Here is a 13,499-nt window from a genome sequence, read left to right as displayed (position 1 = left end):
GGGCGGACCGGCATCCATCTTCGAGGTCCCTCTACACAGGAGTGGAGCCATGCTCACTTTCATTCTGCGGCGGTCAGTTTCGGGTGTGATCCTGATCGTCGCGATCACGGTCATCGCCTTCACACTGCTGTATCTCGGCAGCGGCAACATCGCCCGCTCGATCCTCGGCCAGAACGCCACCAATGAGGTGGTCGCGCAGAAGACCGCGGAACTCGGGCTCGACAGACCACTCCCCGCTCAGTTCTGGGACTGGCTTAGTTCCGCCGCAACCGGCGATCTCGGTCGCTCCTGGTTCACCGGCCAGCTCGTGTCGGTCCAGCTCTCCAGCCGACTCTCGGTGACGCTGTCGATCGTCATCGGATCCATCATCCTCACCGCGATCTTCTCGGTGGTCCTCGGCATCGTCGCCGCTCGCCGCGACGGAGCGGTGGACGGCGCCATCCAGTTCCTCTCGATCCTCGGCTTCGCGATCCCCGGCTTCCTCATCGCCCTGTTCCTGGTGCTGCTGTTCGCCATCAATCTGCAGTGGTTCAAAGCGACCGGGTACATCCCCATCACTCAGTCCTTCACGGGGTGGCTCAGCAGCGTGACACTGCCCATCATCGCCCTCGCGATCGGCGGGGTGGCGACCATCGCTCAGCAGGTGCGCGGTTCCATCATCGATGGACTCTCCCGCGACTATGTGCGCACGCTGCGCAGCAGGGGCCTCAGCTCGAATCGCGTGGTGTACAAGCACGTGCTGCGCAATGCCGGGGGGCCCGCGCTCTCACTTCTCGCCGTGCAGTTCGTCGGCATGATCGGTGGCGCGGTCATCGTCGAGCAGATCTTCGCCCTCCCCGGAATCGGCTCGCTCACGGTGCAGGCGACGGCACAGGGCGACATCCCGGTCGTGATGGGGATCGTCGTCGTCACCGCGATCATCGCGGTGGTCGTCAACCTTCTCATCGACCTAGCGCAGGCTGCGCTCAACCCGAAGGTGCGACTGTCATGACCACCATCGAAGTCTCTCCAACCACCGCGACAGCGGGTACGGACCGCCTGCTGAGGAAGCTGCTGCGCAACCCGGTGGCTCTGATCTCGCTGATCCTCCTCGCTCTCGTCGTGGTGATCGCTCTCATCGGGCCGCTCCTCGCGCCGTACTCCCCCAACCCCGCTGACCTTCAGTCGATCCTGAAACCGCCGAGCACCGAGCACCTGCTCGGGACCGACAGCGCCGGGCGCGATGTGCTGTCGCGGATGCTCGTCGCGACGCAGATCAGCGTCGCTGCCGCACTCCTCGCTGTCCTCACCGCTCTGGTGCTCGGCGTCACGTCCGGGCTGATCGCCGGGTACTACCAGGGCTGGTTCGACAACCTGGCGTCGTGGGCGACCTCACTGGTGATGGCGCTGCCGGCCATGGTGATTCTGCTCGCGGCGCGCGCAGCGATCGGGCCTTCCGTCTGGATCTCGATGATCATCTTCGGCGTCGTGCTGTCACCCGCATACTTCCGACTGGTCTACACGATGGTGACTGCCGTCAGATCAGAACTCTATGTCGATGCCGCACGGGTGTCGGGACTGAGCGATCTGCGAATCATCGGCCGCCACGTCCTGTCGGTCGTCCGGGCACCGATCATCATCCAGACCGCTGTGGTCGCGATCATCGCGATCGGGATCCAGTCCGGACTCGAGTTCCTCGGGCTCGGCGATGCCTCGGTCCCCACCTGGGGAGGGATGCTGCAGGACGCCTTCACGAAGATGTACGTCGGTCCCCTGCTCATGCTGTGGCCATCACTCGCGATCGGGCTGACGAGCATCGCGTCGATGCTGCTCGCGAATGCGATCCGTGACGTGATCGAACGCACCGTCGTGGTGCGCCGCAAGCGTCGTCGCGCGGTGACCAGCCGCACCGGTTCTGTCGCCGCAGTCACGACGAACACCGACCTCGCCGACCTGGGCGACGAGGTCGACATCGTCACCCGCGATGGTGAGCCGATCGTTCATGACGAAGACGCGCGGACCGCCGCCCGATCTTCGGAGCCGCTCCTGCGCATCACGGACCTCCGTGTTGGCTACCAGCAGCCGGATGGCACCTCGACCGAGGTGGTGCACGGCGTCTCCCTCGACGTCCGCAAGGGAGAGGTGCATGGACTGATCGGCGAGTCCGGCTCCGGGAAGTCGCAGACCGCGTTCGCGGTCCTCGGCCTGCTCCCCAAAGGCGGCAGCATCACGGCGGGATCGATCGACTACGAAGGGACGCGCCTGGAGAACGGGGATGACGGCGTCTACGCCGGCATCCGCGGTCGTCGCATCGGCTATATCCCGCAGGAGCCGATGAGCAACCTCGACCAGTCGTTCACGATCGGCAGCCAGCTGACGGAACCGCTGCGGATGTCCCTCGGGATGAGCAGGAAAGAGGCCAGGGACAAGGCGCTCTCGCTGCTCGAACGAGTCGGCATCCCGAACCCGGTGCGCACCTTCCAGGCCTACCCTTTCGAGATCTCGGGCGGTATGGCGCAGCGGGTGCTCATCGCGGGAGCGGTTTCGACCGATCCCGACCTGATCATCGCCGACGAGCCGACGACCGCGCTCGACGTCACGGTGCAGGCCGAAGTACTCGACCTGCTGCGCGATCTGCAGGCTGAGCGCGAACTGGCGATCCTCCTGGTCACACACAACTTCGGTGTCGTCGCCGACCTGTGCGACCGCGTCACGGTCATGCAGAGCGGTATGTTCATCGAGACAGGCCCGGTGCGCGCGATCCTGCAGCGCCCCGAGCACCCGTACACGAAGTCGTTGCTCGCGTCGATCCTCGACGAGGGCCCCGCCCGTCCGCCGTTGGCCACCACCGGCGGCCGCGCATCTCAGGGAGGCATCGCGTGAGCGAGTCGCTGCTGACCGTCGACGACCTCGTCGTCGAGTACCCGGGCAAGGGGTTCCGGGCAAAACCCTTCCAGGCGCTGAAGGGCGTCTCGATCGACATCAAACCCGCCGAAACGGTCGGTCTGGTCGGCGAGTCCGGCTCAGGGAAGACCACGCTCGGCCGCGCCGTGCTAGGACTCGCTCCCGTCACCGGCGGGAAGATCACTTACGACTCTCGGGACATCAGCCAGCTCCGCCGGGCTGAACGGCGAGCGCTCAGCTCTGAGATCCAAGTCGTCTTCCAAGACCCGTATTCGTCGCTGAATCCCTCGCTGACGATCGAGCAGATCCTCGCCGAGCCGCTCCAGGCTCGAGGCGTCGACGCGAACACCGCCAAGACTCGCGTCCGCGACCTGCTGGATCATGTCGGGCTCCCGTCGGGCGCGCGCAGCCGTCTGCCGCGGGAATTCTCCGGCGGGCAACGTCAACGCATCGCGATCGCGCGAGCGCTCGCGCTCGCGCCGAAGCTCATCGTGTGCGACGAGCCCGTCTCGGCGCTGGACCTGTCGACCCAAGCGCGCGTGCTGGACCTGTTCATCGAGATCCAGGAGCGCACCGGCGTCTCCTACCTCTTCATCACGCACGACCTCGCCGTCGTCCGCCACATCAGTCACAGGGTGGCGGTGATGTATCACGGCGAGATCGTCGAGACCGGCGACGGCGACCAGGTCACGGCTCGTCCCGCCCACCCATACACACAGCGACTGTTCATGGCGTCACCGGTGCCCGACCCCGATAAGCAGGAAGCCCGACGGCTCGAACGACGCGCACTGCTGAACACGGACGACGCCCCCGCGTGATCTCGCTTCCCGGTGGGCACACGCCGTGAGCACGTGCCCATCGGGAGTCCAATCGATCTCCCCCGCACGACGAAGGACCCTTCTTTGACTTCCCCCACCGATCATCTCCTGCCCCTGCTAGCGAAGCTCACCCTCGAAGAGAAGGCTGCGCTCATCCAGGGTGCCGACTTCTGGACGACGGTTCCCCTCCCCTCGATCGGGCTGCGCGCGATGACGCTGTCTGACGGGCCCGCAGGTGTCCGTGGGCCCCGCTGGGATGAGCGCGATCCCTCCCTCAACCTGCCCTCCGGATCTGCACTCGCGGCATCGTGGGATGTCGATCTCGCGTACCGATATGGAGCTGCCGCGGCATCCGAGGCACGACGCAAGGGTGTCGACGTCGTGCTCGGCCCGACCATCAATCTGCAGCGCACACCCCTCGGAGGTCGCAACTTCGAGTGTTTCAGCGAAGATCCCGAGCTCACCGCCGCGCTTGCGGCGACCTACGTCGCCGGGCTGCAGGACAACGGCGTCGGAGCCTGCCCGAAGCACTACGTCGCGAACGACTCGGAGACCGACAGGTTCACGGTAGACATCAGGGTCGACGAGCGTCCGCTGCGCGAGGTCTACCTGGCGCCGTTCGAGAGGGCGGTCGAAGCCGGTGCCTGGAGCATCATGAGCGCGTACAACTCTGTCGATGGGGTGACGATGACCGAGAACGACCTGCTCGACAGTCCCCTCAATGACGAGTGGGGCTTCGATGGAGTGGTCATCAGCGATTGGACCGCTGTGCGTAGCCTTGACGCGATCCCAGCCGCACAGGACCTCGCGATGCCGGGACCCGCCCCCGCGTACGACGACCTCCTCGGCGCGATTCGCGACGGTATCGTGCAGGAGTCGGACCTCGATCGCAAGGTTCTGCGTCTACTGCTGTTGGCCGAACGGGTCGGGGCTCTCGGAGACGCGTCTGCGGCGGTCCCTGCTCCCCTCGACGGAATCGCATTTGCGCGCACTGCCGCAATCCAGGGAAGCGTCCTGCTCGCAAACGACGGCACTCTCCCCCTCGACGCAGCGGCGCTCTCGCGAATCGCGCTGATCGGCCACAATGCCCGCGAGGCCCGCACCCAGGGCGGCGGCTCGGCGACGGTGCTTCCTGCACATGTCGTCTCGCCTCTGGAAGGTCTTCGCGAGGCGTTGCCGCACGTGCAGATCGACTACGAGATCGGAGCCGTCGTGCAGGAGGGCGTGTCCCGCTTCCCCCTGGAGACGATCACGAATCCGATCACCGGCGAACCCGGCGCCCGTGTCACGTTCTTCGATGCCGACGGCGAGGAACTCTGCCACGAGGACCGACGCTCGACGGAGTTGATCTGGTTCGGCGGAGACAGCGCACTGGCCGGGGCCGGGACGCTCGAGATCCGTGCGGCCTACACACCCCAGGCATCGGGAACGATTCTGCTCGGATTCTCGGGCTCCAACCCGGGCAAGATCTTCGTGGATGGGGAGCTCGCTCTCCAGGACGCTCCGGTGGCCCGAGGCAACGATCTGGGTGCGGCGATCACGTCACCGGCGTCCGCGACGGTGACGGTGCCGGTCACCGTCGGGATCCCGGTGGATGTGCGGGCCGAGTTCTCTCTCGCCACCGCCGGCACGCTCGCCGGCTCGCTCAGCGTGACGGTGGGGATCGCCCCGGATGACTCCGACCCCGACGGCCTCATCGCTCGTGCGGTGGCCGCCGCAACCGGTGCGGATGTCGCGATCGTGGTCGTCGGCACGAATTCCCGGGTGGAATCCGAGGGGCACGACCGGGAGAACCTTGCTCTTCCCGGCCGCCAGGACGACCTGGTGCGCGCGGTGGCGGCTGTGAATCCACGAACGATCGTGATCGTGAACGCGGGTTCTCCTGTCGCGCTTCCGTGGGCCGGCGAGGTCTCGGCGGTTCTTCACGGATACTTCGGCGGTGAGCAGTTCGGTAGCGCCATCGCGAGCATGATGATCGGCACATCGGAGCCGGGCGGCCGCCTCCCGACGACGTGGCCCGCCGCGCTCTCGGACGCACCGACCACGAATGTGGTTCCCGAGAACGGCAGACTGACCTACGGCGAGGGCATTCACATCGGCTACCGCTCCTGGTTGACCTCTGAGGCGGAGCCGGCGTTCCCCTTCGGACACGGTCTCGGATACACGACCTGGAGTTGGGGGGCGGCGTCCCGCGTCGATGACACGCTCGAGGTGATCCTCGCGAACACAGGCTTACGAGCTGGCAAACAGGTTGTTCAGGTGTATGCAGAGCGCCCCGACTCCACCATCGAGCGTCCCGCCCGATGGCTGGTGGGGTTCGCTGTCGTGCACGCGGCGGCAGGAGAGACCGTCACCGCCACCATCCCGATCGACTCGCGTCGGCTCGCGCACTGGACTGCGCACGGCTGGGGCCTCGAGGAAGGGCATTTCACCCTTCGCGCCGGTGCGTCAGTCCATGATCTCCCCCTTGCCTGTGACTGGGAGCCGCAGCCCGCGATCGGGTGAGTTCTACCAGTCGGACGGAGATCAGCTCCCGTTTGCGGAGACGGGGAGGGTCCGGGGCCGCCACGACTCGCGACGGCCCTCGAACTGCGCGATCTTGTCTTCGTTGCGCAGCGTGAGCCCGATGTCGTCGAGCCCTTCGAGGAGCCGCCAGCGTGTGTGGTCATCCACACCGATGCGGATCTCGTTCTGCCCGATTCGTGCGGTGCGTGCGCTCAGATCGACCGTGATCTCCATCGCGGGCGACAGGCCGATCTCGGCCCAGATGCGCTCGAGATCTTCTTCCGAGATCGTGGCGGCGAGGAGGCCCTGCTTACCGGCGTTGCCGCGGAAGATGTCGCCGAATCGCGGGCTGAGCACCACCTTGAAACCGAAGTCTCGCAATGCCCACACCGCGTGCTCGCGACTCGACCCGGTGCCGAAATCGGGGCCGGCGACCAGGACCGAGGAGCGGCTATAGGCCATGTCGTTAAGCACGAAGTCGGGGTTCTTTCGCCACTCATGGAACAGCGCGTCTTCGAAGCCGGTCTTGGTCACGCGCTTGAGGAAGACCGCGGGGATGATCTGATCGGTGTCGACATTGGAGCGCTTCAGCGGCGCTGCGATGCCGGTATGGGTCGTGAACTTCTCCATGATCAGGCCTCCTCTCCGATGGCGACGAGCAGATCGCCGGGGCTCGACAGCGTGCCGCGGATGGCGGTGGCCGCGGCGACGAGCGGGGACACCAGGTGGGTCCGTCCGCCTTCGCCCTGGCGTCCTTCGAAGTTGCGGTTGGAGGTGGACGCACAACGCTCACCTGGTGCGAGCTGGTCGGGGTTCATCCCCAGGCACATCGAGCAGCCGGCGAACCGCCACTCCGCCCCGAAGTCCGTGATGATCTTGTCCAGACCCTCCGCCTCGGCTTCCAGGCGCACACGCGCGGAACCGGGCACGACCATCACACGGACGCCGTCGGCCTTCTTCTTCCCCTCGATGATCGACGCGAACGCCCTCAGATCCTCGATGCGGCTGTTCGTGCAGGAGCCCATGAACACGGCGTCGACGGGAACCTCCTTAAGGGGCGTACCAGGGGTGAGGCCCATGTACTCCAGCGCCCGCTCTGCCGCGGCACGCTCGTTCGGGTCGACGATGTCGGCGGGGTTCGGTACCGACGACGACAGGGAGCTTCCTTGACCCGGGTTCGTGCCCCAGGTCACGAACGGTTCGAGCTGATCGGCGTCGATGAACACCTCGGCGTCGAACACCGCGCCCTCGTCCGTCGGAAGCGTCCGCCAATAGGCGACCGCATCCGTCCAGTCCTGCCCCTTGGGGGCATGCTGACGACCCTCCAGGTACGCGAAGGTCGTCTCGTCCGGCGCGACCATGCCCGCTCGCGCTCCGGCCTCGATCGACATGTTGCAGATCGTCATCCGGCCCTCCATGGAGAGCGCACGGATCGCACCGCCGCGGTACTCGAGCGCGTAGCCCTGTCCCCCACCGGTGCCGATCTTCGCGATGACGGCCAAGATGATGTCCTTGGCGGTCACGCCCGGACGCAACGTCCCCTCGACATTGATCGCCATGGTCTTGAACGGCTTCAACGACAGCGTTTGCGTGGCCATCACATGCTCGATCTCGCTGGTGCCGATACCGAAGGCCATGGCGCCGAAGGCACCATGGGTTGAGGTATGAGAATCACCGCACACGACCGTCACCCCCGGCATCGTCAAGCCCAGCTGCGGACCCATCACGTGCACGATGCCCTGCTCTGCATCACCCAACGAGTGCAGACGCACTCCGAACTCGGGAGCGTTGCGTCGCAGCGTCTCGATCTGCGTCCGACTGGTCAGGTCCGCGATCGGCTTGTCGATGTCCCACGTCGGGGTGTTGTGGTCCTCGGTGGCGATCGTCAGATCTGGACGACGCAGCGGACGCCCTTCTTTTCGCAAGCCGTCGAACGCCTGCGGGCTGGTGACCTCGTGGACCAGGTGGAGGTCGATGTAGATGAGGTCCGGCTCGCCGTTCTCGCCCTTCACGACGAGGTGGTCGTCCCAGACCTTCTCGGCGAGAGTGCGAGGGTGCGACGGGCGTGCGTCATCACGCATTTCCCCGTCCCCAGATCGTGTTGAGGTGCGACTGCGAGTCGCGTTCGTTCTTCAGCGGACCTCCGACGGCGATGTAGCGTGGACCCGCGATGAGCAGCTCTTCGGCCGGGAACTTCGTGATGACTTCGCAACCGGTCGCCGTGACGACCACTTCTTCTTCGATCCGCGCGGCTCCCCACCCATCAGCGGACGGCCAGTAGGTCTCGAGCGCAAAGACCATGCCCTCTTTGAGCTCTTCCGGGTGGTCGAAGGATGTGAGGCGCGAGAAGATCGGCTTCTCCCAGATCGACAGTCCGACGCCGTGGCCGTACTGCAGAGCGAACGCCGCTTCCTCGTCGGCGAAACCGAACTCCTGAGCGGTGGGCCACACTGCGCAGATGTCGGCCGTCGTCGCCCCCGGCTTCACCAGCGCGATCGCTCGGTCCATGTATTCCCGCGCGCGCGTGTACGCATCCTTCTGCTGTCTCGAGGCCGACCCTACGGCGAAAGTGCGGTAGTAGCAGGTGCGATAGCCATTCCAACTGTGCAGGATGTCGAAGAACGCAGGGTCGCCCGGGCGGATGAGACGATCGCTGAACACGTGAGGGTGCGGCGAGCATCGCTCACCGGAGATCGCGTTCACGCCTTCGACGTACTCGGAGCCGAGGTCGTACAGAGTCTTGGCGACGAGGCCCACGGCCTCGTTCTCGCGCACCCCCGGCCTCAGAAAGCGATAGAGATCCTCATAGGCTGCGTCCACCATCGAGGCTGCCTGAGTGAGCAGTCGGATCTCGTCGTGCGTCTTGATGCGCCGTGCCTCCATGAAGACCTGCTGGCCGTCGACGACTGTGATGCCCTCCTTCTGCAACGCGAAGAGGATGGGAAGCTCGATGACATCGACGCCGAGGGGCTCGTGGGCCACGCCGAACTTCTCGAGCTCGCGCTTGATCTTGCGAGCGACCTCTTGCGCGATGCCCGCATCGGGAGGGAATGCACCGCGGAGCGTGGAGATACCGGCGCGAGCACCGGACTCCAAGCGGGGCCTCTTGGTTCCCTCGTGAGGAGCATGCGGATCCGCGTCCATCTCCGACGACGTCACATCGAGCCACGGGTTGTAGAGCGCATGGTGCTTTGCCGCCGATCCGAAATCCCAGGCGATCGGATCGGTGTTGCGGGTGAGGAGGCTGAACCGGATCAGCTTGTCCATCGCCCAGGTTCCGATGTGAGTCGACGTCATGTAGCGGATGTTCGAGAAGTCGAACGCCAGTATGGCCCCGAGATCCGACGCAGCCAGCTCGTTCTTCAGTTTCCCGAGACGCTCGTCCCGCAGCCGATCGAAATCGACGCGCGCCTCCCAATCGACGCCGTTAGTCCCGGCTGTCCCCGTGCTCTTCATCGAAATTCCCCCTACCTGGACGCGAAACACGCCGCAAATCTAGTTAAGTAAAGTTAGACAGCCGGCGGGGTCAGGTCAGACGATCGGGAGGACGAAACGTGCGTCGTCCTCCCGTCCGAAGATCACCTTGCCGAACGCCTCGTAGCCGCTGGCACCGAGAGTGTGCCCATGGCGCGACGCCGTGGCCTGGTCTCGCCAGATCCGCTGGAGCGGCGACACATCGGCGAAGCCCCCCGAGCCGTGCGCAGTCATCAGGTCGTGGATCATGTTGGTGATCGTCTCGACCACCCACGCGGCCTTCGCGCGCATCTCGATGCGCTCGGCATAGGGCGCGTAGCACCCGGTCTCGGTCGCCTCATAGATCTCGTCGGCGACCTGCGCAGCGACGAGCTCAGCGGCGGCGAGGTCGACAGTCGCCTTCGCGATCGCCGTCTGGAACAGAACGGAGTCCGCCTGCTTCGCATAGCCCGTGTAGGCGATCGGTTTGGTCTCGGCCTTGGCGATCACCAGGTCGAGAGCCGCACGCCCCATTCCGAGGTGCGGCCCGACGAGCTTCATGAACAGCGACGGCACGAAGACCGTTTTGTACGTGGACTCCGGGTTGTCACCGAGATATCTGCCCTCGACGGCCGCGGTCAACGGAAAGACTCGATGCGCAGGCACGAACACGTCTTCGGCGATCTGCATCACGCTCGCTGTCGACTTCATCCCCGCGACGAACCAGTTGTCTTCGTATGTGAGGTCAGCGGTCGGGATGAGCGCGAGGCCGGCGTCGACAACCTCGCCGGCAGCGTTCTTCAGAGGAATTCCGAGCAGCGACCACGTCGCGTGCATGCTGCCGGTACCGTAACCCCACTTGCCGGTGACCCGATACCCGCCGTCGACCGGCTCTGCCTCGGAAGTCGTGGCGAGCACGATCGAGATGAACGAGTCGAGGCCAGAGCCCCAGACGTCCCGCTGTGCACGCTCGTCCATCAGGCCAAGAACCCAAGCGCCGGAATCGAGAATGCCGTCCACCCAGGCCAGGCTGCCGTCGCCGCGGCCGATAGCCCGGGCCACCGCGTGAGCCTCGCGAGTGTTGGCGGCCAGACCGCCGAACTTGGTCGGCGCCGAGATGCTGAAAGCACCGGTTGCAGCGACCGCGTCGAAAACCTCGGGCGAGATGCGCCGGGTCAGATCGGCTTCACGTCCACCCGCGATGAGTTGAGGCCGCAACTGGTCGATCTTCTCGATGATCGCTGCGATCTCGGGCCGAATTGCTGTCGTTGCCATGGAACTCTCCTTGTGGCGTCGCGGTCGGCTGTTCCGGCCGGGGCTTATGCGTTCACCAAGGATGACCGAAGGGGCCAAGACTGTCAAGTGTCACTGCACACTATTTGTGTTGGCACGCGGACAGGTCGCCGCGGACAGGCCATTCGGCATGGCAGATGAGCATGTTGAAGCGCGCAGGGGCAACGGTCGAAGCGAAGAGGCTGGGCGAACGATCAGGGGATCAGGATCGCCGCGATCTCCTCAAGAGATCGAGCCCCGCCGGTGGGAATGGAGCAGTTCCACGAGGCAGCGGTTGAAAACGGATTCAGGCGCTCGCGCCTTCGTGCCTACCGACGACGAACCAGACCCCGCGGGCCGTGACCGCTCCCCGGTTCGCCAACATGTGCGGACGCGAAGACTCGAAGTGAAGCGAATCACCCGGCGACAGCTCGTAAGTGTCGAAATCGAGCTGGAGTGTCAACACGCCTTCGAGCATGTACCCGTACTCGACTCCGGCATGCCGCATCAATCTGCCGTCGATCGAGCTGGAAGCGCCGGGCTCGTAGGTGACGAGCAATGCCTCGACCCCACCGCCCTGCGCCATCGCCAACCGTTCCCAGCGGACGCCGTTCTCCATCTCGATCACCGGGCCTTCGCCCGCGCGCTGGACATCGAACCGCGCGACAGTCGCGGAAGTATCTCTCGAATTATTCGAATCCATGCCGAGGAGGTCGTCTGCCGAGACCTCGAGGAGATTGGCGAGGGCATAGAGCGTGGCCACAGAGGGCTGAGACTTCCCCGTCTCGACCTGCGAGATGAGGCTTGGCGACACCCCGAGCGACTGCGCGACACTCCGAAGGCTCAGGCTCCGCGACTGCCGAGCTTGTCGCAGGCGCGTTCCCAGTTCATCGGCAGCCACAATAGAATCTCCGTTGCCTCAATTTGAGCGATTGGGAAACACTATCGTCTCACGACCGAAATTCGTGCACCCCGACTGCACAGGACGGAGCTGCTCAGACGGCAGCAATCGCGTCGATCTCGATCACGGCGCCGTTGTACAACGACTGCACGCCGACGACCGTGCTCGCAGGCAGCTGGTCTGCATCGATGATCGAGTCGCGGACCCGCCGATAGGCCTGGAGCTTCTCCTCAGTGAGATGCGTGACGTAGACGTTGACGCGCACAAGGTCCGCGAAGGTCGCTCCCCCTCGGTGTAGCGCTTCTTCCAACGCTCCGAAGGTCAACCTGATTGCGCGCTCGTCGTCTTCAGGGAAGGGGACATAAACGCCGGAAACGAAGAGAAGTCCTGACTCGGTGTCCAGGACACTGTCGGAGATCCCGGGAACCACGGGGGCAGGAATTCGGACGAGGCGGTTGCGAGACATGGCGGGCCAATCTGTGTGGGGCACTGAAGTTAAGTCCATCTGGACAGCTTGATCCTCAGACGTCTGATTGTCCAAGATTGGCTGCCGGCGCGTCAATCGATTGCATCCGCTGGTTTTCAACATATTTTCGTTGCGCATCCGATAGGCAGGCATGTACCATGACTGCACGCCGCCAGCAGTGACGCTTACGGTCACTCGAAACCCGAATCCCGAGAAAGACCGGCCATAACCATGAGCGAACGCAAGACCGACTACTCGATCTACTCCCTCGAGTTCTGCCAAGGGACGATGCCTCACGACTTCTTTGGTGGCTCCGGCCTGTACAGCAACGCGGGAACTATTCGTATCCCCATGCTGTACACGCTGCTCATCGGAGGCGAAGTGGGCGGTAAGCAGCACATCGCCCTCGTGGACTGCGGCTTCCGCAACGACTACTGGCTTGACCGCTACCCGTTCCAGAGCTGGGAGAGCCCGGCAGAGGTCCTCGCGAAGGTCGACCTCACGCCCGAAGACATCGACGTCATCCTCGTCTCCCACATGCACTTCGACCACATGGGCAACTTCGAGGCTTTCCCCAACGCGCAGCTCTACGTGCAGTTCGACGAGTACGTCGGTTGGTCGCAGGCGGTGGACCTCGCGAACCAGATGCCGACTGACGCCGATCGGGCGTGGATCTTCTCCTCCTTCGACCCCACCGACCTGACACGCGCCGCCAAGGGAATCGCTGACGGTCGCATCCGATTCGTCAACGGTGACGAGGAACTGCTCCCCGGCGTCACCGCGCGCCTGGCCCGCGACTCCCACACGTTCGGCTCGCAGTGGTTCAAGGTCGAGACGCAGAGTGGACCGTTCGTCGTCGCCGGTGACACCGTGTACTGGTACTCGAACGTCGAGAAGATGTGGACTCCGGGATACGGACAGGGCAACGACTTCAACCTCATCAAGCTCTATAAGACCCTCAAGGAAGAGCTCAAGGACGAGACGAGCCGCATCATCCCCGGCCACGATGTCGACATCGTGCAGCGCTACAAGTCCTGGACGACGGACAGCGGCAACTACGTCATCGAGGTCAACCGACGCGAGAACGAGGCATCGCGGGCACCTGCGAACGCCGGCGTTCTCCTGACCTGATCCCACTACCGCGACCGCGCCTGCACCCGACGACGAGTGGAGGCGCGGCCCTTCGTAAACGTGAAGAGCA

General features: G+C 64.9%; 11 protein-coding genes and 1 pseudogene. 5 read left to right on the top strand and 7 right to left on the bottom strand.

The window, feature by feature from the left end; genetic code table 11:
- Window positions 1-49: 49 nt before the first annotated feature.
- The 4 genes from LTA6_RS09700 to LTA6_RS09685 all read left to right on the top strand — a co-directional run bounded on the left by LTA6_RS09700 (window position 50) and on the right by LTA6_RS09685 (window position 6,206).
- Window positions 50-991 (top strand): ABC transporter permease, encoded by a 942-nt coding sequence (locus LTA6_RS09700; RefSeq protein WP_341977910.1) that lies wholly within the window; start codon window positions 50-52, stop codon window positions 989-991.
- Window positions 988-2,862, top strand: coding sequence for a dipeptide/oligopeptide/nickel ABC transporter permease/ATP-binding protein (locus LTA6_RS09695; protein ID WP_341977908.1), 1,875 nt, complete (start codon window positions 988-990; stop codon window positions 2,860-2,862). The genes LTA6_RS09700 and LTA6_RS09695 overlap by 4 nt, the downstream gene beginning before the upstream one ends.
- A complete protein-coding gene (locus LTA6_RS09690; protein WP_341977906.1) occupies window positions 2,859-3,701 on the top strand; it encodes an ATP-binding cassette domain-containing protein in 843 nt (280 codons plus the stop codon). Before LTA6_RS09695 ends, LTA6_RS09690 begins: the two co-directional genes overlap by 4 nt.
- A gap of 84 nt (window positions 3,702-3,785) precedes the next feature.
- Window positions 3,786-6,206 carry a glycoside hydrolase family 3 C-terminal domain-containing protein gene (locus LTA6_RS09685; protein ID WP_341977904.1) on the top strand — a complete coding sequence of 807 codons (2,421 nt, stop codon included), beginning with the start codon at window positions 3,786-3,788 and terminating at the stop codon, window positions 6,204-6,206.
- A 21-nt stretch (window positions 6,207-6,227) separates the two neighbouring features.
- On the opposite strand, the gene leuD is transcribed toward LTA6_RS09685, so the two are convergent.
- The 7 genes and pseudogenes from leuD to LTA6_RS09650 form a co-directional block, all read right to left on the bottom strand.
- The gene (gene leuD, locus LTA6_RS09680) at window positions 6,228-6,836 is read right to left on the bottom strand and encodes a 3-isopropylmalate dehydratase small subunit (protein ID WP_341977902.1); all 609 of its coding nucleotides are present in this window, start codon (window positions 6,834-6,836) and stop codon (window positions 6,228-6,230) included.
- A gap of 2 nt (window positions 6,837-6,838) precedes the next feature.
- Window positions 6,839-8,287, bottom strand: coding sequence for a 3-isopropylmalate dehydratase large subunit (leuC, locus tag LTA6_RS09675; RefSeq protein WP_341977900.1), 1,449 nt, complete (start codon window positions 8,285-8,287; stop codon window positions 6,839-6,841).
- Window positions 8,280-9,692 carry a Xaa-Pro peptidase family protein gene (locus LTA6_RS09670; RefSeq protein WP_341977898.1) on the bottom strand — a complete coding sequence of 471 codons (1,413 nt, stop codon included), beginning with the start codon at window positions 9,690-9,692 and terminating at the stop codon, window positions 8,280-8,282. Before LTA6_RS09670 ends, leuC begins: the two co-directional genes overlap by 8 nt.
- A 45-nt stretch (window positions 9,693-9,737) precedes the next feature.
- The gene (locus LTA6_RS09665) at window positions 9,738-10,934 is read right to left on the bottom strand and encodes an acyl-CoA dehydrogenase family protein (protein ID WP_341977896.1); all 1,197 of its coding nucleotides are present in this window, start codon (window positions 10,932-10,934) and stop codon (window positions 9,738-9,740) included.
- A 304-nt stretch (window positions 10,935-11,238) separates the two neighbouring features.
- Window positions 11,239-11,694 carry a cupin domain-containing protein gene (locus LTA6_RS09660; RefSeq protein WP_407359266.1) on the bottom strand — a complete coding sequence of 152 codons (456 nt, stop codon included), beginning with the start codon at window positions 11,692-11,694 and terminating at the stop codon, window positions 11,239-11,241.
- A gap of 3 nt (window positions 11,695-11,697) precedes the next feature.
- Window positions 11,698-11,832 (bottom strand): annotated as a pseudogene (locus tag LTA6_RS09655) (multiprotein-bridging factor 1 family protein); the annotation flags it as partial.
- 94 nt (window positions 11,833-11,926) lie between these two features.
- Window positions 11,927-12,493, bottom strand: coding sequence for a RidA family protein (locus tag LTA6_RS09650; protein ID WP_341977892.1), 567 nt, complete (start codon window positions 12,491-12,493; stop codon window positions 11,927-11,929).
- Between the two features lie 36 nt (window positions 12,494-12,529).
- Here LTA6_RS09650 and LTA6_RS09645 point away from each other — a divergent pair, with 36 nt between their 5' ends.
- Window positions 12,530-13,429 carry an N-acyl homoserine lactonase family protein gene (locus tag LTA6_RS09645; protein WP_341977890.1) on the top strand — a complete coding sequence of 300 codons (900 nt, stop codon included), beginning with the start codon at window positions 12,530-12,532 and terminating at the stop codon, window positions 13,427-13,429.
- The last annotated feature ends 70 nt before the right edge of the window (window positions 13,430-13,499 follow it).

Origin of the sequence: Microbacterium sp. LTA6, assembly GCF_045690355.1 — a bacterium.
In the GTDB taxonomy this organism is placed as follows: domain Bacteria; phylum Actinomycetota; class Actinomycetes; order Actinomycetales; family Microbacteriaceae; genus Microbacterium.
Note: the sequence above shows the minus strand (reverse complement) of the source record. Positions and strands in the feature narration are given on the sequence as shown.

Excerpts from the sequence above, each read along its gene's own strand:
- LTA6_RS09700 (WP_341977910.1), top strand. The coding sequence starts at position 50 with ATGCTCACTTTCATTCTGCGGCGGTCAGTTTCGGGTGTGATCCTGATC.
- LTA6_RS09695 (WP_341977908.1), top strand. The coding sequence starts at position 988 with ATGACCACCATCGAAGTCTCTCCAACCACCGCGACAGCGGGTACGGAC.
- leuD (WP_341977902.1), bottom strand. The coding sequence starts at position 6,836 with ATGGAGAAGTTCACGACCCATACCGGCATCGCAGCGCCGCTGAAGCGC.
- leuC (WP_341977900.1), bottom strand. The coding sequence starts at position 8,287 with ATGCGTGATGACGCACGCCCGTCGCACCCTCGCACTCTCGCCGAGAAG.
- LTA6_RS09665 (WP_341977896.1), bottom strand. The coding sequence starts at position 10,934 with ATGGCAACGACAGCAATTCGGCCCGAGATCGCAGCGATCATCGAGAAG.
- LTA6_RS09645 (WP_341977890.1), top strand. The coding sequence starts at position 12,530 with ATGAGCGAACGCAAGACCGACTACTCGATCTACTCCCTCGAGTTCTGC.